The organism is Streptomyces sp. NPDC058664 (genome assembly GCF_042716635.1).
In the GTDB taxonomy this organism is placed as follows: Bacteria; Actinomycetota; Actinomycetes; order Streptomycetales; family Streptomycetaceae; genus Streptomyces.
In genome coordinates this window covers 32056-53322 of record NZ_JBHXRW010000046.1, presented here as the reverse complement: position 1 = coordinate 53322, position 21267 = coordinate 32056, and the positions used below count along the sequence as shown (strand labels likewise).

General features: G+C 71.3%; 19 protein-coding genes and 1 riboswitch. Of the genes, 8 read left to right on the top strand and 11 right to left on the bottom strand.

What is annotated here, in order from left to right; all coding sequences use genetic code 11:
- Nucleotides 1-6 precede the first annotated feature (6 nt).
- The 3 genes from ACFWUY_RS30105 to ACFWUY_RS30095 all read right to left on the bottom strand — a co-directional run bounded on the left by ACFWUY_RS30105 (nucleotide 7) and on the right by ACFWUY_RS30095 (nucleotide 3174).
- Nucleotides 7-936 (bottom strand): 1-phosphofructokinase family hexose kinase, encoded by a 930-nt coding sequence (locus ACFWUY_RS30105; protein WP_384116746.1) that lies wholly within the window; start codon nucleotides 934-936, stop codon nucleotides 7-9.
- A 133-nt stretch (nucleotides 937-1069) separates the two neighbouring features.
- Nucleotides 1070-2215, bottom strand: coding sequence for an N-acetylglucosamine-6-phosphate deacetylase (gene nagA / locus ACFWUY_RS30100; protein WP_384116742.1), 1146 nt, complete (start codon nucleotides 2213-2215; stop codon nucleotides 1070-1072).
- Nucleotides 2215-3174: an ROK family protein gene (locus ACFWUY_RS30095; protein ID WP_384116739.1), complete on the bottom strand. Its 960-nt coding sequence runs from the start codon at nucleotides 3172-3174 to the stop codon at nucleotides 2215-2217. The genes nagA and ACFWUY_RS30095 overlap by 1 nt, the downstream gene beginning before the upstream one ends.
- 248 nt (nucleotides 3175-3422) lie before the next feature.
- Between ACFWUY_RS30095 and ACFWUY_RS30090 the strand changes: the two genes are divergently transcribed.
- The 3 genes from ACFWUY_RS30090 to otsB are packed head-to-tail and all read left to right on the top strand — an operon-like array spanning nucleotide 3423 to nucleotide 5879.
- Nucleotides 3423-4706, top strand: coding sequence for an ABC transporter substrate-binding protein (locus ACFWUY_RS30090; RefSeq protein ID WP_384116736.1), 1284 nt, complete (start codon nucleotides 3423-3425; stop codon nucleotides 4704-4706).
- A gap of 21 nt (nucleotides 4707-4727) precedes the next feature.
- Nucleotides 4728-4988, top strand: coding sequence for a DUF3263 domain-containing protein (locus ACFWUY_RS30085; RefSeq protein ID WP_384116733.1), 261 nt, complete (start codon nucleotides 4728-4730; stop codon nucleotides 4986-4988).
- A 45-nt stretch (nucleotides 4989-5033) separates the two neighbouring features.
- Complete coding sequence (gene otsB / locus ACFWUY_RS30080; RefSeq protein ID WP_384116729.1) at nucleotides 5034-5879, top strand: trehalose-phosphatase; 846 nt, start codon at nucleotides 5034-5036, stop codon at nucleotides 5877-5879.
- Nucleotides 5880-5913: 34 nt separating this feature from the next.
- Here otsB and ACFWUY_RS30075 read toward each other — a convergent pair whose 3' ends face one another.
- Nucleotides 5914-8217, bottom strand: coding sequence for an immune inhibitor A domain-containing protein (locus ACFWUY_RS30075; protein ID WP_384116726.1), 2304 nt, complete (start codon nucleotides 8215-8217; stop codon nucleotides 5914-5916).
- A gap of 146 nt (nucleotides 8218-8363) precedes the next feature.
- Nucleotides 8364-9248: an NAD(P)-dependent oxidoreductase gene (locus ACFWUY_RS30070; protein ID WP_384116723.1), complete on the bottom strand. Its 885-nt coding sequence runs from the start codon at nucleotides 9246-9248 to the stop codon at nucleotides 8364-8366.
- A gap of 95 nt (nucleotides 9249-9343) precedes the next feature.
- On the opposite strand from ACFWUY_RS30070, the gene ACFWUY_RS30065 reads away from it, so the two are divergent.
- On the top strand, nucleotides 9344-9688 hold the full coding sequence (locus ACFWUY_RS30065) for a winged helix-turn-helix transcriptional regulator (protein WP_384116720.1): 345 nt from the start codon (nucleotides 9344-9346) through the stop codon (nucleotides 9686-9688).
- Nucleotides 9689-9712: 24 nt separating this feature from the next.
- On the opposite strand, the gene ACFWUY_RS30060 is transcribed toward ACFWUY_RS30065, so the two are convergent.
- From ACFWUY_RS30060 to ACFWUY_RS30045, 4 genes are all read right to left on the bottom strand, one after another.
- The gene (locus ACFWUY_RS30060) at nucleotides 9713-10096 is read right to left on the bottom strand and encodes a VOC family protein (protein ID WP_384116717.1); all 384 of its coding nucleotides are present in this window, start codon (nucleotides 10094-10096) and stop codon (nucleotides 9713-9715) included.
- A gap of 68 nt (nucleotides 10097-10164) precedes the next feature.
- Nucleotides 10165-11604, bottom strand: a complete 1440-nt coding sequence (locus tag ACFWUY_RS30055) for a trehalose-6-phosphate synthase (protein WP_384116713.1) — start codon at nucleotides 11602-11604, stop codon at nucleotides 10165-10167.
- A gap of 130 nt (nucleotides 11605-11734) precedes the next feature.
- Nucleotides 11735-12145 carry a hypothetical protein gene (locus ACFWUY_RS30050; RefSeq protein ID WP_384116710.1) on the bottom strand — a complete coding sequence of 137 codons (411 nt, stop codon included), beginning with the start codon at nucleotides 12143-12145 and terminating at the stop codon, nucleotides 11735-11737.
- A gap of 38 nt (nucleotides 12146-12183) precedes the next feature.
- Nucleotides 12184-13125 (bottom strand): glucosyl-3-phosphoglycerate synthase, encoded by a 942-nt coding sequence (locus tag ACFWUY_RS30045; protein WP_384116707.1) that lies wholly within the window; start codon nucleotides 13123-13125, stop codon nucleotides 12184-12186.
- 160 nt (nucleotides 13126-13285) lie between these two features.
- A riboswitch (SAM riboswitch) is annotated at nucleotides 13286-13481 on the top strand.
- A 17-nt stretch (nucleotides 13482-13498) separates the two neighbouring features.
- Here ACFWUY_RS30045 and thrC point away from each other — a divergent pair.
- The 4 genes from thrC to groL all read left to right on the top strand — a co-directional run bounded on the left by thrC (nucleotide 13499) and on the right by groL (nucleotide 17731).
- The gene (gene thrC, locus ACFWUY_RS30040; protein WP_384116705.1) at nucleotides 13499-14785 is read left to right on the top strand and encodes a threonine synthase; all 1287 of its coding nucleotides are present in this window, start codon (nucleotides 13499-13501) and stop codon (nucleotides 14783-14785) included.
- A 14-nt stretch (nucleotides 14786-14799) separates the two neighbouring features.
- Nucleotides 14800-15075, top strand: coding sequence for a MoaD/ThiS family protein (locus ACFWUY_RS30035; protein ID WP_384116703.1), 276 nt, complete (start codon nucleotides 14800-14802; stop codon nucleotides 15073-15075).
- 435 nt (nucleotides 15076-15510) lie between these two features.
- Complete coding sequence (locus ACFWUY_RS30030; protein WP_015035246.1) at nucleotides 15511-15714, top strand: cold-shock protein; 204 nt, start codon at nucleotides 15511-15513, stop codon at nucleotides 15712-15714.
- A 388-nt stretch (nucleotides 15715-16102) separates the two neighbouring features.
- The gene (gene groL, locus ACFWUY_RS30025) at nucleotides 16103-17731 is read left to right on the top strand and encodes a chaperonin GroEL (protein ID WP_384116700.1); all 1629 of its coding nucleotides are present in this window, start codon (nucleotides 16103-16105) and stop codon (nucleotides 17729-17731) included.
- Between the two features lie 100 nt (nucleotides 17732-17831).
- Here the strand turns inward: groL and ACFWUY_RS30020 are convergent, their stop codons facing one another.
- Both ACFWUY_RS30020 and ACFWUY_RS30015 read right to left on the bottom strand, forming a co-directional pair.
- Nucleotides 17832-19526, bottom strand: a complete 1695-nt coding sequence (locus tag ACFWUY_RS30020; protein WP_384116697.1) for a hypothetical protein — start codon at nucleotides 19524-19526, stop codon at nucleotides 17832-17834.
- Complete coding sequence (locus ACFWUY_RS30015; RefSeq protein ID WP_384116695.1) at nucleotides 19516-21183, bottom strand: hypothetical protein; 1668 nt, start codon at nucleotides 21181-21183, stop codon at nucleotides 19516-19518. Before ACFWUY_RS30015 ends, ACFWUY_RS30020 begins: the two co-directional genes overlap by 11 nt.
- Between the last annotated feature and the right edge of the window lie 84 nt (nucleotides 21184-21267).

Genomic DNA, 21267 nt, shown 5'->3' with positions numbered 1-21267 from the left:
CGGCGGTCACGCCGCGTCCGTCAGTCTCTCCGTCGTCACCTTCGGCAGCAGCTCCTCGTAGGCCGTCGCGTCGAACTCGCCGGCCACCGGGGAGAGCACCGTCGCCGCCGAGAGGGCGACCGCCCGGGACAGTCGTTCGGGCCAGGGCGTGTCGTCGACCAGGCCCGAGAGCAGGCCCGCGACGGCCGAGTCGCCCGCGCCCGTGGGGTTGCCCTTCATGGTGGCGGGCGGTGTCGCGCGCCACAGGCCCTCAGGGGTGGCGGCGAGCAGGCCCTCGGGGCCGAGTGAGGTGACGACCGCGCGGGCGCCGCGTCCCCGGGCGTCGCGGGTCGCGCGCAGCGGGTCGCGGGAGCCGGTCAGCCGGGCGAGTTCGTCGGCGTTCGGCTTGACCAGGTCCGGGCGGGCGGCGATGCCACGACGGAGGGGTTCGCCGCCGGTGTCCAGGAGGGCGGGGACTCCGGCCGCGCGGGACAGACGGACGAGTTCCGCGTACGCCCCGACGTGGATGCCCGGCGGGAGGCCGCCGCAGAGGGCGACGGCCGCGGCGCCGTCGAGGAGCTCCGTGAAGCGGGCGCGGAAGGCGGTCCACTCGGCGGGGGTGACGGCCGGTCCGGGTTCGTCGAGCCGCGTGGTGTCGCCCGTCGAGGTGTCGACGATCGTGACCGTACGGCGGGTGGGGCCCGCTGTCTCGACGAGTTCGTCGCGGACCGTCGAATGCGCGGCGAGCCCTTCGCGGAGCATCGCGCCGGTCGCGCCGCCCGCGAAGCCGGTGGCGACGGTCTCGTGTCCGAGGGCGGCGAGGACGCGGGCCACGTTGAGGCCCTTGCCGCCGGGGCGTTCGATGACCTGGGTGACCCGGTGCGAGGCGTGCGGGGTGAGGGCGGGGACCCGGTAGGTCAGGTCCAGTGCGGTGGCGAGGGTGACCGTGACGATCAAGACCTGTCCACCCCGTGACTCCGTACTCCGCGTGAAGTTCTGCGGAACGCATGTTCCGACGGGCACCGATCATGCCAAACGAAAGGCGGTTGGCCCAGACCCGCGGCCGACCGCCCTTCCGTATGACCCCTGATCAGACCGCCGTCGGATCCACGATCCACTCGCCCTTGCGCATGACGCCCTTGAGCTCGAACCCGGCGTCGAGGACGACGATGTCGGCGTCCTTGCCGGGCTCCAGGGAGCCGACCCGGTCGTACACGCCGAGCAGTCGGGCGGGGTTGGCGGAGATGGCCTGGACGATCGCCTCGACGGGGAGGCCGTCGATGGTGGCGGCGCGCTTGAAGGCGCGGTCCAGGGTGAGGGTGGAGCCGGCGATGGAGTCGCCCTCGACGAGGCGGGCGACGCTGTCCTTCACCTCGACCTCCAGGGAGCCGAGCATGTAGCGGCCGTCGCCGAAGCCGGCGGCGTCCATGGCGTCGGTGATGAAGGCGACGCGCTCGGGGCCCGCGTGGTGGAAGGCGAGCTCCAGGGCGGCGGGGTGGAGGTGGGTGCCGTCGTTGATGAGCTCGACGGTGATCCGCTCGTCCTCCAGGAGGGCGGCGATGGGGCCGGGGGCGCGGTGGCCGAGGCCGGGCATCGCGTTGTAGAGGTGGGTGGCGACGGTGGCGCCCGCGTCGATGGCCGCCACGGTCTGCTCGTACGTCGCGTCGGTGTGGCCGATGGCGGCGATCACGCCGTGCTCGGCGAGCAGGCGTACGGAGTCGATGCCGCCGGGCAGCTCGGTGGCGAGGGTGACCATCCTGGCCTGGCCGCGTGCGGCGTCGATCAGCTTGCGGACCTCGGCCGGGTCGGGGTCGCGAAGCAGCGTCTCGTCGTGGGCGCCCTTGCGGCAGGGGGAGATGAACGGGCCCTCGAAGTGGAGGCCGGCGAGCTCGCCCTGTTCGGCGAGTTCGGAGAGCAGCCCGGCCCGCTGGGTGAGGAAGTCCATCTCGCCGGTGACGAAGGAGGCGACGACGGTGGTCGTGCCGTGCAGGCGGTGGGTGTGGACGCCCTTGAGGACCTCGTCGACGGTGCCGGAGGTGAAGGAGGCGCCGCCGCCGCCGTGGTTGTGCATGTCGACGAAGCCGGGGACGAGCCAGTGGCCGGTCAGGTCCAGGGTGGGGGCGTCCTCGGCGGTGGCCCCCGCGATGCGTCCGCCGTCGACGATCACGCGTCCGTTCTCGACGATCCCGGTGGGCAGCACGACGTGTGCGCCGGCGAGAACCTTGTGATCGGCCATCAGGCGGAAACCTCCGAGTCGGTGGGGCGCTGGGGGCGCTGGTCGGCGAGCAGGTCCCAGGCGAGGAGGCCCGCGCCCAGGCATCCGGCGGTGTCCCCCAGGGCCGCCGGCACGATGGCGGGCAGTTTCTGGAACGTGACGCGTTGTTCCACGGCGGCCCGCAGGGGTGTGAACAAGGTTTCCCCGGCCTCGGCCAGTCCGCCACCGATGATCAGGGTGCGCGGGTCGAGGAGGGTCAGGGCGGTGACCAGGCCGTCGGCGAGGGCGTCGACGGCGTCCTGCCAGACCCGCACGGCGGCCGGGTCGCCGGAGGCGACGGCCCGGGCGCAGTCGGCGGCGTCGGCGCCGGGCTCGCCGCTGGCCTCGGCCCAGGCCTGGGAGACGGCGGAGGCGGAGGCGTAGCGCTCCAGACAGCCGCGCTGGCCGCAGGCGCAGGCGGTGCCGCCGGGGCGGACCACGATGTGGCCGATCTCGCCGGCGCAGCCGTGGGCGCCGGCCTCGATCCGGTCACCGATGCCGATGGCGCCGGCGATGCCGGTGCCCAGCGGGACGAAGAGGAAGCGGTCGGCGCCGTGGCCCGCGCCGATGCGGCCCTCGGCCAGGCCGCCGGTGCGCACGTCGTGGCCCAGGGCGACCGGGACGCCGTCGAGGCGGTGGCTGAGCAGGGCGCGCAGCGGGACGTCGCGCCAGCCGAGGTTGGCGGCGTAGACGGCGATGCCGTTGTCGGCGTCGACGATGCCCGGGACGGCGAGTCCGGCGGCCGCGGCGGGCCGGCCGTAGCGTTCCAGGCCGAGGGTGCGGAGCTCTGCGGCGAAGCCGAGGATCGTCTCCACGACCGCCTCGGGGCCGCGGTCGCGTCCGGTGGCGCGGCGGGCCTCGTGGAGCAGGGTGCCGTCCGCCCCGACCAGGGCGGCCTTCATGCCGGTGCCGCCCACATCCAGGGCGATGACGTGTCTCACGGGGGACAGTGTGTCGCGCGGGGACCCAAAAGGTCTAGTCCACTGTCGAGGATTGTTGCGCACGGATACAAATTCGGGGCCCGTCATGGGCCCATCGTCCCGTCGGCCCCCGTCGCGGGCCCGTCGCCCCGTCGGTGTTGCGCAAGCGATACCCAGGTGGTGTAGACCTCATACCTGTGGCCGGGAGAGACTTACGGCCCTGCGCAGAGCAAACAAGGCGCTCGAAGCAGCTCAACGACGAGCAAAAGGTGGATGAAGCCGTGGAGCGGCGACGATTCCTTGGACTGACCGCGGCCGCCGCCGCACTCGGACTGACCGCGACGGTCGCCGGCTGCGGCTCCCTGGGAGGCGACTCCGGCGACGTGACCCTCAGACTGGTCGCCGCCGACTACGACCTCACCGGTGGCGACACCACCAAGAAGTACTGGACCGACCTCGTCGCCGCCTTCGAGGCGAAGCACCCGGGCGTCAAGGTCGAGGTACAGGTCGAGTCCTGGGACGACGTCGACCGCAAGGTCGCCGAGATGGTCGAGGCCGACAAGGCCCCCGACATAGCGCAGATCGGCGCCTACGCCGACTACGCGGCCGCCGGCGAGCTCTACGCCGCCGACGAACTGCTCTCCATCCCCGTCCAGGCCAACTTCCTCGCCCCGCTCGTCGCCGCCGGCGAGTACAAGCGCACCCAGTACGGCCTGCCCTTCGTGGCCTCCACCCGGCCGCTCTTCTACAACAAGGCCCTCTTCGAGGAGGCCGGCGCCGAGGCCCCCACCACCTGGGACGAGCTCGCCGACGCCGCAGAGAAGCTGAAGGACAACGGTGTCCGAACCCCGTTCGCGCTGCCGCTCGGCCCCGAGGAGGCCCAGGCCGAGGCCCTGATGTGGCTGCTCAGCGGCGGTGGCGGCTGGACCGACGGCACCGACCGCTACGCCATCGACTCCGACGCCAACATCAAGACCTTCGACTGGCTGAAGAAGAACCTCGTCGGCAAGGGCCTCACAGGCCCCCTCGCCCCCGGCAAGCTCAACCGCAAGGCCGCCTTCGCCGCCTTCGCGAACGGCGAGGTCGGCATGCTCAACGGCCACCCCTCGCTCCTCCAGCAGGCCGCGAAGAAGGGCGTCGAGGTCGGGCAGATCCCGCTCCCCGGCGTCGACGGACCGCCGGAGGCCGCCATGGGCGTCGCCGACTGGATCATGGGCTTCAAGCAGAACGGTCACCGCAAGGAGATCGGCGACTTCCTGAACTTCGCCTTCAACGACGAGAACGTGCTGAAGTTCGCCGGCGACAACGACCTCCTGCCGGTCACCGTCAGCGCCTCGACCCGCATGGAGACCGAGCCCGACCACGCCGACCTGCGCGTCTTCCTCAAGACCCTCCCGGACAGCCAGCTCCCGCCGGTCGGCAAGACGTCCTGGGCCAAGGTCAGCGAGAACGTCAAGCAGAACATCGGCAAGGCCGTCACGCCGGACGGCCGCCCCGCCTCCGTACTCGGCTCGATCGGCCGGATGGCGACGGCGGCCGAGAACGCCGAGTGAGTCGAGTAATAGGTTGGTCGTATGACCGAAGACCAGGAAGCGGTGCGGGACGACGAGAGCGGACTCGGCGCGCGTGAGCGGGCCCTTCTCGCCGTCGAGCGCCGCTCCTGGCCCGGCCCCGGTGCCAAGGAGCGGGCCGTCCGTGAGCGGCTCGGCCTCTCGCCGACCCGCTACTACCAGCTGCTCAACGCGCTCCTCGACGACCCGAGGGCCCTCGCCCACGACCCGGTGACCGTCAACCGGCTGCGGCGGGTCCGGGAGGAGAGGCAGCGGAGGCGGTAGTCGGCCCCGCTGACGTGACCGCTGTACCTCGGTAAGGTCGGGAGCATGGTCAACAGCCTCCCGCACCCGACCACGTCAATCGGCCGCGACGGCCTCGACGCGCTGCTCGCGCGGCCCGAGAAGGCCGTGGTCGCCCTCGACTTCGACGGCACCCTCGCCGAGATCGTGCCCGACCCCGAGCAGGCCCGCGCCCACCCCGGCGCCGTCGCCGCGCTCGCGACCCTCGCCCCCGAGGTCGCCTCCGTGGTCGTCGTGACCGGCCGGCCCGCCGGGGTCGCCGTCCGCTACGGCGGCTTCGCCGGAGTGCCAGGACTCGAGCGCCTGGTGGTCCTCGGCCATTACGGCGCCGAACGCTGGGACGCCGTCACCGGCACCGTCCAGGCCGCCGCCCCGCACCCGGGCGTGGCCTCCGTACGCGCCGAGCTCCCCGGCTTCCTGGACCGGGCGGGGGCCTGGTCGGGCGTCTGGATCGAGGAGAAGGGCCGCGCGGTCGCCGTCCACACCCGTCGCGCCACCGACCCCCAGGCCGCCTTCGAGGCGCTCAAGGGCCCGCTCGGCGACCTCGCCACCCACCACGGCCTGGTGCTCGAACCCGGCCGCATGGTCCTGGAGCTGCGGCCCCCGGGCATGGACAAGGGCGTGGCGCTCGCCGAGTACGTACGGGAGGTGGGGGCCGGGTCCGTGCTCTACGCGGGTGACGACCTGGGCGACCTGCCCGCCTTCGCCGCCGTCGAGAAGCTCCGCTCCGACGGCACCCCGGGCCTCCTGGTGTGCAGCGGCTCCACGGAGGTCCCGGAACTGGCCGACCGCGCGGACCTCGCGGTGCGGGGGCCGGGGGGCGTGGTCGCGTTCCTGACGGAACTGGCGAGGGCGGTACGCGAGGAGGCCTGAGGCCCCGCTCCCGTACCGCCCCTTCAGCGGTCGATCAGTGCGCGGCCGGGTTGGTCACGCTGATCGTCAGGTCGTCGCCGGCGTCGCCGGTGATCGTGACGCGGACGCCGTGGCCCGCGACCTTCACGCTGGCCTGCGGGGCCGTCGTGTCGTAGTAGGCGTTCGGGTCGGTGTCGTCGAAGACCGGGATGCCGGGGACGGAGGGGGCGCAGGCCGCCCGTGTCTCGGCGGTCTGGCTGTTGCCCTTGCCCACCAGGACCTCCTTGTGGAGGCAGGTCGCGTCCGTGGCCTCGAGGCCGAAGGTCGCGTCGAAGGGCTGGCGCCGGTTGCTGGGCGCGGTCCCGTCGGCGTACCGGAACGGGGCCGGGCGGGCGTCGACGGCCATGGCCTGACCGCCGCCCGGGTGGGCGCTGACGTTGTTGTCGTCGAAGGACCGGTCGACGTACCAGACGAGCATGCCGTTCTGGTACCGGAAGTACTCGACCCAGTCCGGCGCGGTGAGGGGCTTGCTGAACTGGTACGGGCCCTCGGCGAGGAGCGCGTCGGAGCCGACGTACTCGCGGTTCTCCAGGAGGTAGTAGCGCGGGTGGGTGGCCGTCTCGGTGCCGGTGGAGATGTTCCAGCGGCCGGTGGCGGTCCAGCCGCCGGTTCCCTGCTCGACGTCGTCGGTGGCCAGGGTCGTACCGCCCGAGCTCAGCGTGATGTCGTCGAGGAACGCGCCGGCGAAGTGCACGCCGCCGTCGGTCTGGTAGCGGAACCGGAAGAGGGACGGCTTGCCCGCGGAGTCGTAGGCGTACCGCAGGGTCGTCCACTTCCCGCCCGACGAGCCGTCGACGGCCGCGCCCGCGCGGGCCCAGTTGGCGCCGCCGTCGAGGGAGTACTCGGCGAAGAGGTAGTCGAAGTCGGCCTCGATCTCGTACCAGGCGCTCGCCCTGACGGTGACGCGCGAGGCGGCCGGCACGGAGCGGGTGAGGGACTGGTTGAGGCCGTCGGCCGAGCCGGTCCACCAGGCGTGGGTGCCGGAGGCGGGGGTGGTGTAGGTGGTGCTGCTCGCCTTGTCGGGGAGCGCGACGCGGACCGCCTGGTCCTTGCCGGTGACCTGGAGCTGCGCCGGGTTGAGGGTGTACGTGCCGGTGGCGCCGAGCGGGGCGTCGGTGTAGTCGAGCCAGCCGAGGAAGAGCTTCTCCTCGGCGCCCATGAGGCCCGGGTGGGTGCCGATGCCCGCGTTCGCGGCGGCGCCGTGGCTCAGCCAGGAGCCGGAGCTCATGAGGGTCCAGAAGGCGGTGGAGTTCTCGCCGCCGTCGGTGTCGTAGTAGTCCGGCAGGCCGAGGTCGTGGCCGAACTCGTGGCAGAAGACGCCGAGTCCGCCGTTCTCGCCCTCGGTGGTGTAGTCGCCGAGCCAGTACTTGGACTGGCCGATGCGGGCGCCGCCCGCCTTGTTCTGGGTGCCGGAGACGTCGGGTCCCGTGAGGCCGTAGTCGTCGCCGTTGACGTACCAGCGGTGCGACCAGATGGCGTCCTCGCCCTGCGCGCCGCCGCCGGCGTCCTCGCCCATGCCGGCGTGGACGGCCTGGAAGTGGTCGATGTAGCCGTCGGCCTCGTCGAAGTTCCCGTCGTGGTCCCAGTCGTTGCGGTCCCAGACGTCGAACCGGGCGAGGTACGCGTCGATCTCGGCCGGGGTCTTGCCCGCGGCGATCTGCGCGTTCCACCAGGCGTCGCCGGTGTCCTGGACGAAGGCCCACGAGCCGCCGTTGTCCTCGACGGCGTTGTCGCCGTAGAAGGAGGCGTTGTGGGGGACCTTGACCCAGTCCTCGACGGTGTTGGTGACCGAGTAGCGGCCGCCGGAGAGCTTCTCGTAGTACGTCTTCATCGACTCGCCGGGGCCGTTGAAGAGGTTCTCGTAGTACGCCTTGTCGAAGTCGGCCGTCCAGGCGTTGGAGTTGTCCACGCTCCGGTCGGGCCGGGCTATCTCGTTGTGCAGGGGGCCGGGGACGGTGCCGAGCTTGCCGGAACCTTCCGTGCCGAACTCGGAGAGGATCGTGAAGATCTTCTCCTGGCGGTCGGCGGTGGTGGTCTCGATCTCGGTGAACTTGCCGGGCGCGACCTCGACGACGCCTTCGGCGTTCGCCTTGGCCTTGCCCTTGGCGACCAGGTCGATCGCCTTCTCCCGCAGCTCGGTGCGCTGCTTGGTGAGCGGTCCCGGACGGTTGTCCGGCCGGTGCGCGGCGGCCCCGGCCGGGGTGTCCGGGGCCTCCTGCGCGGTGGCGGGGGTGGGCCCCGCGGCGAGAAGGGCGGTGAGCGCGGACCCGAGGGTCATGCCCACGACAATCTTCTTCACGTCTGTCGCGATCCTTCCGCTTGCCTTTTGGGGGAAAACGGATCGCCTGGGGGAACGATCGCCGCAGAGTCTGACACGGGACGACCCCTCAGGAGGAGATGTCGTACCGATCAACGGTCACGGATTACCGGATCGACGGTCGCGGATCACCGGCGAAGGAGGTCCACCACGCCCGTCAGGTCCTCCTCGCCGCTGCCCGCGGCGAGCCGGCGGCGCATCAGCTCGAAGTACGGCTGGATCAGCTCCGGGCTCACGCCCTGCTCCTCGGCCGTGGTCAGCAGCGTCCGCGTGCCGGCCACCTGCATCGCCAGGTTGGAGACCACGTCCGTGGTGTAGTCGCCGCTCTTCAGCTGGGCGGCGGTCTGCAGCACGGCGGGGCCTGCCATCGCCGCGATCCAGCCCGAGAGCAGCGGGCCGAACGCGGCCGGGTCGATGGCCTCCCCCCGGATCAGGGAGAAGGCGTGCGCGAGGCCCCCGAACATCCCGTACATCGCGCTCAGCAGGGCCACGTCGTGCAGCGCCGCGAAACCGGCGTCCTCACCGACGTAGCTCGTGCCGACCGGCACGGCAAGGGTCTCCCGGTGCTCCTCGAACAGCTCGCGCGAGCCGCTGTAGAAGACGTACCCGCCGGCCTCCGGGACACCGACCATCGGCGGTACGGCCATGATCCCGCCGTCCAGGTAGCGGGCGCCCCGCTCCTCGGCCCAGGCGGCGCGGGCCCGGGCCTGGGCGGGGGTCGTGGTGGTCAGGTTGACGAGGTCCTTGCCGGTCAGGTCGACGCCGTCGAGGGCGGCGCCGACGGAGGCGTCGTCGAGGAGGCAGACGACGACGAGGGTGCCGGCGGCGACGGCCGCGGCCGCGCTGTCCGCGGCCTTCGCGCCCTCGGCGGCGAGCGCCTCCGCGCGGGCCGGGGTGCGGTTCCAGACGGTGAGCGGGTGACCCGCGTCGAGCCAGGTACGGGCCAGGGCGGTGCCCATCGCACCGAGGCCGAGGAGGGTGACGGGGGACTTCACTGCGGTGTTCTGCGTCATGTCCACAAGGCTGCGGCAGGCCTCCGACCTGCTCAAGTACCCACTTCGGAGTGGGTGGTTACCCTGAGGTGAGCGAACAGGCCGGAGGGGGACGCATGGCGACGCTGAACAGGCCGGGAGCGGACGACGGACACGTCTGCGGCATCGACACCGCGATGGAGGTGATCGGCGGCAAGTGGAAGGTCCTCATCCTCTGGGCCCTCCACCAGCAGCCGCACCGCCGCTTCGGCGAGCTGCGCCGGCTGGTCCCGGGCATCACCGAGAAGGTCCTCGCCTCCCACCTCCGCGAGATGGAGGCGGACGGCATCGTGGACCGCGTCTCGTACGACGAGGTGCCACCCCGCGTCGAGTACGCCCTCACGAAGGACGGCATCCGCCTCAACGAGGCCCTCGAACCGCTGGCGGCGTGGGGGAGGGAGCAGCGGGAAGGCTCCCGCTGAGTCCGGCCTCCGGACGGGCCCGCGTCAGGTGTTCACGGCGGCTCGGTCGGAGTCGCTGCGCAGAACGCAGAATTCGTTGCCCTCGGGATCGGCGAGGACCGCCCAGCCCGAACCGTCGGGGTTCCGGTGATCGGCGACGAAGGTGGCGCCGAGGCCCAGCAGCCGGTCCACCTCCTGATCGCGCGAGGTCTCGGGGCGCAGACAGAGATGGACACGATTCTTGACCGTCTTGGCCTCGGGCACCTGGTTGAAGTACAGCACCGGTCCCTCCGCGAGCGGCACCTGGGTCTCCCGGTCGCCCGGCCCGGCGTCCGGATCCAGCGGACGGTCCGTCACACCGCTCCAGAACCGGGCCAGCTCATAGGCGTCCGCACAGTCGATCGCCACGTTCTGCACTACTGAAACCATGCGCCGCAGCCTTCCCGACTTTCGTTCCGGGCGCCACTGAGCTGCGCCCGTCACGGGTCTCACCGCGCTCAGGACTCCCGCAGCGCCTCCAGCTGGTCCAGGAACCAGCGCTGCGGGGGCAGGGCGGTGGCGGCCGCCGCGAGGCGCTTGGTGCGGTCCGCCCGTTCGGCCGGGGGCATCGACAGGGCCTTGTGGAGGGCTTCGGCGGTCTCCGACACGTCGTAGGGGTTCACGGTCAGGGCGTCCTCGCGCAGTTCCTCGTACGCGCCCGCGCCCGTCGACAGGACCAGTGCGCAGCCCGCTTCCGAGACCACCGGTATCTCTTTCGCGACCAGGTTCATGCCGTCGCGCACCGGGTTCACCAGGGCCACGTCCGCGAGGCGGTAGGCGGCCAGGGAGCGGGTGAAGTCGTCCTGGACCGAGACGATGACCGGCTGCCAGTCGGCCGTGCCGAACTCGGTGTTGATCTCGTCCGCCAGCCTCGTCACCGAGGCCGTGTACGTCCGGTACGACTCCAGGTCCTGGCGGGACGGGTACGCCGAGGCCAGGTGGACGATCCGGTCGCGCCACTCGGGGCGGGTGGTGAGCAGCTCGCGGTAGGCGAGGAGGCCGCGCAGGATGTTCTTCGACAGCTCGGTGCGGTCCACGCGGACGACGGTCTTCCGGCCGCCGACCTCCTCGCGCAGCCGCGTCAGCCGCTCGTCCACCTCGGGCCGGTGCGCGAGCGCCCGCAGCTCGTCGGCGTCGACGCCCAGCGGGTACACCTCGACCCGGGTGGTCCGCTCCGGTTCCGTCCCCCGCCGGTGCGTCACCCACCCGCGGGGGTCGCCGCCCGGGAACGAGGGGTCCGCCACCCCGGTCGCGGTGTCGAGGCCGGAGCCCCGCAGGAACTCCGTCGCCCAGTCCCAGGTGTGGAAGCCCAGCCGGTCCGCGCCGAGCATCCCCCACAGGAGTTCCTCGCGGACGTCCCCCGGCAGCATCCGCAGGTACTCGGGGGAGGCCCACGGGGTGTGGGTGAAGTGGGCGATCCGCAGGTCGGGGCGGAGGTCGCGGAGCTGCCCCGGGACCAGGGCCAGGTGGTAGTCCTGGACCAGGACCGCCGCGCCCTCGTCCGCCTCGGCGGCCAGCGCCTCCGCGAAGGCGCGGTTGTAGGCCCGGTACGACTCCCAGCGGCGCCGGAACGCCGCGTCGAACACCGGCTCGCGCGGGATGTCGTAGAGGTGGTGGTGGAGGAACCACAGCACCGAGTTCGCGATGCCGTTGTACGCGTCGGCGTACACCTCCGGGTCGATGTCCAGCATCCGTACGCCGGGCTCGCCGACCCCGCGCCGGACCGCTTCCCGGTCGCCCTCCCCGAGCGCCGCGCACACCCACACGCTCTCCTGGGAGGACACGGCGCTCAGGCCCGAGACCAGGCCGCCCCCGCCCCTGCGGGCGTCGAGCGAACCGTCCTCGCCCAGCGTGTACGAGACGGGTCCACGGTTTGATGCGACCAGCACAGTAGCCATGGGGCGAACCTAGCCCGTCCCGTAAACGCTCAAACGTACGTATACGAGACGGGGGGATCCGGCCACGCCCCGTAGCCGCAGGTCAAGCAGGTCGCGGCCCCGTAGCCGCAGGTCAAGCAGGTCACGCGGGTCACGCGGGTCGGTCGCCTCCGCCGCGCGTCGCCGCCCTCGCCACCAGGCCCGTCGCCGCGAGGGCGAGCGCCAGGGCGCCGAGCAGCCAGAGCCGCTCGGTGTTGCCGCCTGTCCCGGCCGTCGAGCCGCCGTCGCCCCGGGGACCGGGTGCCGGGGGCGCCGGGGAGGGAGTAGGGGTTCGCTTCACCGTGCGCGGGTCCGCCCGGGTGGTCTCCGGGTCGGGAACCGGTACGGAGAAGGCGAGGGCCGACGGCACGTGGGTGCCGCCGTACAGCGACCCCTCGTACCGCTCGCCGACGGGCTCGGCCACGTTTGCCGCGGCCGGTCCGGCCGTGGCGAACGCGAACGAGCCCGTCACCAGTCCGACGGCCGCGAGCACCCTTCCCAGGTGATGGTGTCTGAAGCGCATAGAAGGGAAATGTAGGCAAAACGGATCATCGTAGGGCGTTACGCCACGCGGCGGCGCGCGTACTCCGCGATCTCGGCCATCGGCGGCCGCTCCTCGGTGTCCACCGCGTACGTCCGCGGCTCGAAGCCCTTCTCGCCGCGCTCGAACTGGGTCAGCCACGGCCGGACCAGATGCCCCCGCGACAGCCGCAGCTGCGCCGTCCGGTAGATCGCCGCCGCCATCCGGCCGAGCGCCTGCCCGTCCTGGTGCCGGTGCTTGCGCACCCCCACGTCCACCTGCGCGAGGGCGTCGAGCCCCACCGTGTGCAGGGCGTCCACGAGCAGCCCCAGCTCCACTCCGTAACCGACAGGGAACGGCAGCCGTTCGAGCAGCGAGCGCCGTGCCGCGTACTCGCCGCCCAGCGGCTGCACGAGACCGGCCAGCTGCGGCCAGTGCAGATTGAGGAGGGGACGGGCCACCAGTTCCGTCACCCTGCCGCCCTGACCAGGGGTGTCTCCGAAGGGCCGGTCGTACATCGCCTTCACGAAGTCGACGTCGGGGTCCGTCAGGAGCGGGCCCACGATCCCCGTCACGAAGTCCGCGGAGAAGTCCCGCAGGTCCGCGTCCACGAAACAGACGACGTCCCCGCTCGTCACCATCAGCGACCGCCACAGGACCTCGCCCTTGCCCGGCACCGCCGGTATCCGGGGGAGTATCGCGTCCCGCGCGACCACCCGTGCCCCGGCCGCCGCCGCCACCTCCGCCGTACGGTCCGTGGAGCCCGAGTCGATCACCACCAGCTCGTCGACGAGCGGCACCGACTCGCTCATCAGCTCGCGCCGGATCACGGCGACGATGTCCCCCACCGTCGCCTCCTCGTTCAGCGCGGGCAGCACCACGCTGACGCGCGTCGAGCGCTTGGCGGCGAGGATCCGCTCCAGCGGCCGGTCCGCCACGGACCAGGACCGCCGGCCCAGCCAGCGCTCCACCTCTTCCAGCACGTGATCTCCATCTCGCGGTTCGGACGGCCGGTCCAAGCGTCCGGGCCTTCGGTTACAGTCTTGAACAACGCGGATCCCCGATGCACGTCGGGGTGCCGACCGCGTCGGAGCACAGGAACGAAGTCGGCGACCGACTTCACCGCGCTTCACAATCGAATACCGCTCATCCAGAGGGGCAGAGGGAAACGGCCCGTTGAAGCCCCGGCAACCCTCCAGTCGGTTACTCGCCCACCCGTCTCCCGGCCACCACCCCTAGTGGTGTCCTGACGGACGCAGCTTGTTTGCGCGAGGCTCCCGGCTAGGGAAGGTGCCAAATCCGTCTCATGGCGAAAAATTCGTCATGGGAAAGATGAGGAGAAAGGGCCTCGCCTCCATGGCTGTACAGACCGCCACCCCCGCCACCACCGTCGACCTCGGTCCCGCTTCCGGGCTTTCCTGTCGCGAATGCGGTGAAGTCTTCGCCCTCGGTCCGATCTTCGCCTGCGAACTCTGCTTCGGACCGCTCGAAGTCGCGTACGAGCTCCCCACCGGTGACCCCGAGGCGCTGCGCAAGCAGATCGAGGCCGGCCCCGCCAACATCTGGCGCTACGCCCCCCTGCTGCCCGTCCCCGCCGACGTCGCCGACAAGCCGAACCTGAACCCGGGCTGGACCAAGCTCGTCCAGGCCGACAACCTCGGCCGCGAGCTCGGCGTCGCCCCCGGCAAGCTCTTCGTCAAGGACGACTCCGGCAACCCGACCCACTCCTTCAAGGACCGGGTCGTGGCCCAGGCCATCGAGGCCGCCCGCGCCTTCGGCTTCACCACCCTCTCCTGCTCCTCCACCGGCAACCTGGCCGGCGCCGTCGGCGCCGCCGCCGCCCGCGCCGGCTTCCGCTCCTGCGTGTTCATCCCGCACGACCTGGAGCAGGGCAAGGTCGTCATGGCCGGTGTCTACGGCGGTGACCTCGTCGCCATCGAGGGCAACTACGACGACGTCAACCGCTTCTGCTCGGAGCTCATCGGCGACCCGCTCGGCGAGGGCTGGGGCTTCGTCAACGTCAACCTCCGCCCGTACTACGGCGAGGGCTCCAAGACGCTGGCGTACGAGATCTGCGAGCAGCTCGGCTGGGTCATCCCCGACCAGCTCGTCATCCCGATCGCCTCGGGCTCGCAGCTGACGAAGATCGACAAGGGTCTGCAGGAGCTCATCAAGCTGGGCCTCGTCGAGGACAAGCCGTACAAGATCTTCGGCGCCCAGGCCGAGGGCTGCTCCCCGGTGTCGGTGGCCTTCAAGGCCGGCCACGACGTCGTACGGCCCCAGAAGCCGAACACCATCGCCAAGTCCCTCGCGATCGGCAACCCGGCCGACGGCCCGTACGTCCTCGACATCGCCCGCCGCACCGGCGGCGCCGTGGAGGACGTGAACGACGAGCAGGTCGTGGACGCGATCAGGCTGCTCGCGCAGACCGAGGGCATCTTCGCCGAGACCGCGGGCGGTGTGACCGTCGGCGTCACGAAGAAGCTCGTCGAGGCCGGTCTGATCGACCCGAACCTCACCACCGTCGTCCTCAACACCGGCGACGGACTCAAGACCCTGGACGCGGTGGCCGACACCTCTCAGGCGACCGTCACCATCCGCCCGAGCCTGGACGCGTTCCGCGACGCCGGCCTGGCCCTCTGAAAGGTTACGAAGACATGGCCGTGAACGTCCGCATCCCCACCATCCTCCGCACCTACACGGGCGGTCGGTCCGAGGTCGAGGCCGAGGGCGCGACCCTCGCCGAGGTCATCGCGGACCTGGAGAAGAACCACAAGGGCATCGCCGCCCGCGTCCTGGACGACCAGGGCAAGCTGCGCCGCTTCGTCAACGTCTACGTGAACGACGACGACGTGCGCTTCGAGCAGGGTCTGGAGACGGCCACCCCGGCCGGCGCGGGCGTCTCGATCATCCCGGCCGTCGCCGGAGGCTGACCGTCGGGCACAGTGCCGGCGGCTGCTGAGCCTTATCAACTGCCCCATCTTTCTCGAAGATCTCGAATTGCCCCTTCCGCGCCATAAAGCGGAAGGGGCAATTCTGCATGGTTGAGCGGGGTAGAGTTGGGGAAGTCCCCTCCGCTGCCCATGCCGGACGCATATGAGAATGCGTCGCCGCGCGACAAGAAGCAGCCAAAGTGCCTGCGCGTTGTGTACCTTCTGCGCGATTTGCCGGGCCCGACTTGCCCCGTGATCCAGCGAATTCTCCCCTATTCGCCTTTCCGTGACGCCCAGAATTCTCGCTCGAATGACCTGTTGCAGAGGGCAGTTGGGCAGATACATTCAGCCGCGGTCGACGCGTTCCGGCGCAGGGTCTGACCCGGGTCCGCGAAGTGCGGTCCCGCGCAAGGGCCAGTAATAGGGGAGTTAGGCATGGCTCAGGGCACCGTCAAGTGGTTCAACGCGGAGAAGGGCTACGGCTTCATCGCGGTCGACGGTGGTGCGGATGTTTTCGTCCACTACAGCGCGATCCAGATGGATGGCTACCGCAGCCTCGAAGAGGGACAGCGAGTCGAGTTCGAGATCTCGCAGGGCCAGAAGGGTCCGCAGGCGGACATGGTCAAGCTCGCCGTCTGAGCGCGGCGCGATCGGCCACCGACGCAACGCCGTCGAGGGGCCCGCATCCCTGAGGGGACGCGGGCCCCTCGTGCGTTCCGGCGCGGTCCGGTCCGCGTTCCGGCACCGCCCGGTCCGCCTTCCGGAGCCGCTCGGTCCGCGCTCGGACGCCGCTCGATCCGCGCCCCGATCACCGTCCCGATCGTCGAGAGTCGCTTGCACTCGCATGGGTCGAGTGCTAATCATTGGCGTTAGCACTCGGAAGGTGAGAGTGCTACGAGGATCGAGCACGACGAGGTCGCCGGCCGGGTGGGGCAAGGAACCACACGGAGTTGCGGAGGCCGTCCGTCGCGGGCGTCGGCGCGGTCCTGGAGCGTTATCCACCCCATGTCCGGGAGGACCACTTCACATGGCCAAGATCATCGCGTTCGACGAGGAGGCCCGGCGCGGTCTCGAGCGCGGCATGAACCAGCTCGCTGACGCCGTCAAGGTCACCCTCGGCCCCAAGGGCCGCAACGTCGTCCTCGAGAAGAAGTGGGGCGCCCCCACGATCACCAACGATGGTGTCTCCATCGCCAAGGAGATCGAGCTCGAGGACCCGTACGAGAAGATCGGCGCCGAGCTGGTCAAGGAAGTCGCCAAGAAGACGGACGACGTCGCCGGCGACGGTACGACCACCGCCACCGTTCTCGCCCAGGCGCTCGTCCGCGAGGGCCTCCGCAACGTCGCCGCCGGTGCCAACCCGATGGCCCTCAAGCGCGGCATCGAGAAGGCCGTCGAGGCCGTCTCCGGCGCCCTCCTCGAGCAGGCGAAGGATGTCGAGACCAAGGAGCAGATCGCTTCCACGGCCTCCATCTCCGCCGCCGACACCCAGATCGGCGAGCTCATCGCCGAGGCGATGGACAAGGTCGGCAAGGAAGGCGTCATCACCGTCGAGGAGTCGCAGACCTTCGGTCTCGAGCTCGAGCTCACCGAGGGCATGCGCTTCGACAAGGGCTACATCTCGGCGTACTTCGCCACCGACATGGAGCGCATGGAGGCGTCGCTCGACGACCCGTACCTCCTGATCGTCAACTCCAAGATCTCCTCCGTGAAGGACCTGCTCCCGCTCCTGGAGAAGGTCATGCAGTCGGGCAAGCCGCTGCTGATCATCGCCGAGGACGTCGAGGGCGAGGCCCTGTCGACCCTGGTCGTCAACAAGATCCGCGGCACCTTCAAGTCCGTCGCGGTCAAGGCTCCGGGCTTCGGCGACCGCCGCAAGGCGATGCTGAACGACATCGCCATCCTCACCGGCGGCACGGTCATCTCCGAGGAGGTCGGCCTCAAGCTGGAGAACGCGGGCCTCGACCTGCTGGGCCGCGCCCGCAAGGTCGTCATCACCAAGGACGAGACCACCATCGTCGACGGTGCCGGTGACAGCGAGCAGGTCGCCGGTCGCGTGAACCAGATCCGCGCCGAGATCGAGAACAGCGACTCGGACTACGACCGCGAGAAGCTGCAGGAGCGCCTGGCGAAGCTCGCCGGCGGTGTCGCGGTCATCAAGGCCGGCGCCGCGACCGAGGTCGAGCTCAAGGAGCGCAAGCACCGCATCGAGGACGCCGTTCGCAACGCGAAGGCGGCCGTCGAGGAGGGCATCGTCGCCGGCGGTGGCGTGGCCCTGCTCCAGGCCTCCTCGGTCTTCGAGAAGCTCGAGGCCGACCTCACGGGCGACGAGGCCACGGGCGCGAACATCGTGAAGCTGGCCCTCGAGGCCCCGCTGAAGCAGATCGCGATCAACGCCGGCCTCGAGGGCGGCGTCGTGGCGGAGAAGGTCCGCAACCTGCCCGTCGGCCACGGCCTGAACGCCGCGACCAACGAGTACGTCGACCTCATCGCCGAGGGCATCATCGACCCGGCGAAGGTCACGCGCTCCGCGCTGCAGAACGCCGCGTCGATCGCCGCGCTGTTCCTCACCACCGAGGCCGTCATCGCCGACAAGCCGGAGAAGGCGTCCGCGCCGGCCGGCGGCGGCATGCCGGGCGGTGACATGGACTTCTGATCCTCCGGGATCGGTGGTTCATCGCTGAACGCGAAGAACGGAACGAGGGCGGCACCCCCACCAGGGGGTGCCGCCCTCGGGCGTTTCTCGGCAGCGGTGATCAGCGCACGTCGACGTAGTCGCCGCCGGCCGCGGCCGGGGAGCTGAAGTGCCGGTAGTCGCCGTAGTGGCGGATGCGCCAGGAGCCGTCCGCGGTGGCCTTCACCCGGAGCGAGACCTTGCCGTTCGCGGCGGCCCGGCCGGTCGCGACCTGCTTCCAGGTCGTGGTGCCCCGCGGCTGGAACTGCACGACGACCGGGGCGTTCCCGTACGCCCGCCAGGCCCCGTCCCAGTAGTGCTGGAGCCCGCCGGTGACGGTCACGTACCCGCCCTTGACGACCGGCTCGGGGCCGGCGTTCAGGGAGACGATCCGGGTGTCGTTGCGGACGAGCCGGAACGAACCGGAGCCGGACTCGGCGAACTGGTCGGTGGTCAGGTGCCGGACGCGGTACCAGCCGCCCCGGCTCGCGGCCGAGAGCGTGAAGTCGTTGTAGTAGGCGGAGTTCACGCTCGCCGTGGCGATCCGCTTCCAGCCGCCGATGACGGACTGCTCCAGCTGGATGTACTGCGTCGTCGGGAAGTAGTCCTTCTCGTACGTGGCGCGGAAGGTGCCGGAGACCGTGACCCGGCCGTCGGCGGAGAGGCCGACGGAGGTGAGGTCGGTACGGGACTCCACGGGGATGGCGAGCGCCCCGTAGACGGGGTCGTAGCTCAGGTAGCGGTCGGGGGAGTCGACCGTCCAGCCGCCCGCCTCCCTGCCCGAGGCGGCGACGAGCCGTGCGACGTACCGGCCGTCCGCACCCGTGAGGACGGTGACGGGCGTGCCGATGCCGTACCGGGGGGCGCCGAGGCGCACCCGGACCGGGTGATGGGGGACCGGAGCGTTCCCGGCCGCCGGGTCGGTCATCCGGCCGCTGATCGTGACGGTCTCGCCGTTGAGCGCCCGCCTCTTGTCGGACGCGGCCGTGACGAGCACCTTGCGCGGGATCCACTCGTGGACCTGGCGGTACTGCTCGGTTCTGCCGTGGACCTGGGCGGAGTCCCCCGTGAACGTCGCCACGAAGGTGCTCCCGTGGTCGAACTCCTCGGTGGAGATCGGATACGGGGCCCCGGCGAAGCCGCCGGAACCGTCGGTGAACACCTCCTGGGCGGGGGTCTTCACCGGGGTGATCCGCTGGACGGAGACCGTCTCGCCGGCGAGCGGCACCACGTCCCCCGAGCCGGGCTGGATGCCGACGAGCGCGCCCGCGGGGCGGGCGTTGCGGTCGGCGTAGGTGGGCTTGCCGAGGGTGAAGACGGAGAGCTCGGGGCGCAGCCGGAAGTCGAGCTGTCCGGCGTCGGTGCGGGTCTCCTTGTTGCCCAGCGAGTCGGTGGCGGTGACGTCGATGGAGTACGTGCCGAGGGCCGGGATGCCGCCGCCGTCCTCGACGAGCTTCAGCGTGGCCGAGTCGGGCAGCACGAACGTGTTCACGAGCGCCGGGTCCCAGGAGGGCGCCGGGGTGAGCGCCGGGATGTCGGCGAGGACGGTGTCGCCCTGCCGGATCCGGGCCGAGACGGCGGTGACCTTGGCCTGCGCCGCGTCGGTCCACGCGGTCACCCGGAAGGTGCCGCGCTGGGTGTCGTCGGTGACGGCCCGGCCGATGCCGACGGGCGTGTCGGCCGCCGTGGTCCCGTCGGCAAGGGCGGGCGCGGTCGTGACGGCCAGGGCGGCGGCGGTGAGGACCGCCGTCAGGGGGAGGCGGAGGTCAGCGCGCATCGATGTACTTCGCAATCGTCTCGCTGTAGTAGTAGGTGCCCGTGCTGTTGAGGTACAGGGCCCAGGAGCCGTCTCCGTAGGCGGTGGCGCGGTAGCTGAAGTTGCCGTAGCTGTTGGTGGTGACGCCCTGGTTCACCCAGTACCACTGGTTCTCGCCCCGGGGCTTGTAGACCAGGGTCAGCTTGGCGCCGGCGAGCGGCTTCCACACTCCGCCGACCATGCGCTGGACGGTGCCGGAGACGGTCATCTTCCCGTTCACCACGGGCCGGGTGGGGCTGATGGTGAAGGCGGAGAAGCGGGTGTGCAGGCGGGTCCGCTTCAGGGCCGTGGCGGTCTTGGAGACGAACTCGTTCGTCTCGGGGTGGTGGACGCGGTACAGCGCGGTCTCGAAGCCCACCCGGGCGGTCAGGTTGTACGCGCAGGAGGAGTCGGTGCCTCCGTAGCGCAGGACGCGCCAGGTGCGTCCGCCGTCGACGGAGGCCTGGAGCTGCACCGGCTGGCCGTCGCCGCAGTTGTAGCTGGTGCCGACCATGCCCTTGGCGGTGACCAGCCCGTACTCGTCGAGGGTGAGCGTGTACTGGGCGTACGAGAACTGCTGCGGGACGGCGATGTCGCTCCGGTCGTACGCGCGGCCCTCCCGGTAGTACACCGAGGGCCGCAGGGACGTGTAGACGTCGCTGGTGCTGTACTGCGCCCGCGCGGCGAAGGAGAAGGTGCCGGTCGCCGAGGAGGTGGCGCCGCCGATCACGTTCACGGCCGTCCGCTCGTAGTAGCCCGGCTCGCTGCCGGTCGCGATGACCGGGGCGGCGGCGAAGGGCTTCCAGCCTCCGGCCGTGTACCGCTCCACGTGGCCGGTGACCTGCACGTCCGATCCTGCGAGGACGCGGTACTTGTTCACGTCGGCGCTGATCCGGTAGACGAGGGCCTCGATGCCCAGGTGCGGGACGGAGGCCGGGGCGTCCGGGTCGTCGGCGGTGCCCGTGGTGACCACGGTCGCGGATCCACTGTTGACCACGCCGTTCGGCGTCACCGGCAGGGAGAAGGTGCCGTCCGCGCGGGTGGTGGCCGTGGCGGTGGTGGTGCGGGAGTCGCCGTCGTACAGGTCCAGCTTCACCTGCACCTTCGTGCCCTCGGGGGCGGCGGTGCGGGCACCGGTGGCCGGGTTCCAGAGGGTGGTCGTGCCGGAGAGCACGGCCTGCCGCTGGTCGTAGCTGGTGCTGCGGCGGTTCCAGGACAGGCCGGAGACGCCGATGTGCTGCCGGTGGCCGTAGGTGCCGGTCCACTGCTTGGTGGTCTCGCCGGGCAGCCGGTAGTCCACCCGGACCGGGTAGTCGCCGAGGGCGGTGCCCTCGGGGAGGGCGATCGGCGCCTCGGTCGTCCAACTGCTGTAGTTGTCCGAGGTGAGTGCCTCCGTGGAGGCGAGGACGACGGCGTCCGGAGCGGTGGAGGCCAGCACGCTGACCTTGATCCACAGGGCGCTGGCGGGCAGCGCCAGGCGATAGCGTCCGTCGTCCAGCGTGGTGCCGGACGTGCCCTGCCAGTCCGCGTGCGCGGCAGGGGCGTGGACGACGGCGGGCACGATGACGCCCGCCGAAAGAGCGAAGACGGCGGCCGCACGGACGAAGGCGTGCGGAAGCCTGCGCGTTGAGCGCGGCAAGGGGACCCCCCACAGGTCGGAACGGCGGCGCGCGCGATGGATGGGGCGGCCGCGTGGGAGCACCATAGCGCCCGGCACTTGAAC

Coding starts and splice junctions, on each gene's coding strand:
- ACFWUY_RS30055 (WP_384116713.1), bottom strand. CDS start 11,604: ATGGCTACTGTGCTGGTCGCATCAAACCGTGGACCCGTCTCGTACACG.
- ACFWUY_RS30050 (WP_384116710.1), bottom strand. CDS start 12,145: ATGCGCTTCAGACACCATCACCTGGGAAGGGTGCTCGCGGCCGTCGGA.
- ACFWUY_RS30070 (WP_384116723.1), bottom strand. CDS start 9,248: ATGACGCAGAACACCGCAGTGAAGTCCCCCGTCACCCTCCTCGGCCTC.
- nagA (WP_384116742.1), bottom strand. CDS start 2,215: ATGGCCGATCACAAGGTTCTCGCCGGCGCACACGTCGTGCTGCCCACC.
- otsB (WP_384116729.1), top strand. CDS start 5,034: ATGGTCAACAGCCTCCCGCACCCGACCACGTCAATCGGCCGCGACGGC.
- groL (WP_384116700.1), top strand. CDS start 16,103: ATGGCCAAGATCATCGCGTTCGACGAGGAGGCCCGGCGCGGTCTCGAG.
- ACFWUY_RS30035 (WP_384116703.1), top strand. CDS start 14,800: ATGGCCGTGAACGTCCGCATCCCCACCATCCTCCGCACCTACACGGGC.
- ACFWUY_RS30065 (WP_384116720.1), top strand. CDS start 9,344: ATGGCGACGCTGAACAGGCCGGGAGCGGACGACGGACACGTCTGCGGC.
- thrC (WP_384116705.1), top strand. CDS start 13,499: ATGGCTGTACAGACCGCCACCCCCGCCACCACCGTCGACCTCGGTCCC.
- ACFWUY_RS30020 (WP_384116697.1), bottom strand. CDS start 19,526: ATGCGCGCTGACCTCCGCCTCCCCCTGACGGCGGTCCTCACCGCCGCC.
- ACFWUY_RS30030 (WP_015035246.1), top strand. CDS start 15,511: ATGGCTCAGGGCACCGTCAAGTGGTTCAACGCGGAGAAGGGCTACGGC.
- ACFWUY_RS30060 (WP_384116717.1), bottom strand. CDS start 10,096: ATGGTTTCAGTAGTGCAGAACGTGGCGATCGACTGTGCGGACGCCTAT.
- ACFWUY_RS30085 (WP_384116733.1), top strand. CDS start 4,728: ATGACCGAAGACCAGGAAGCGGTGCGGGACGACGAGAGCGGACTCGGC.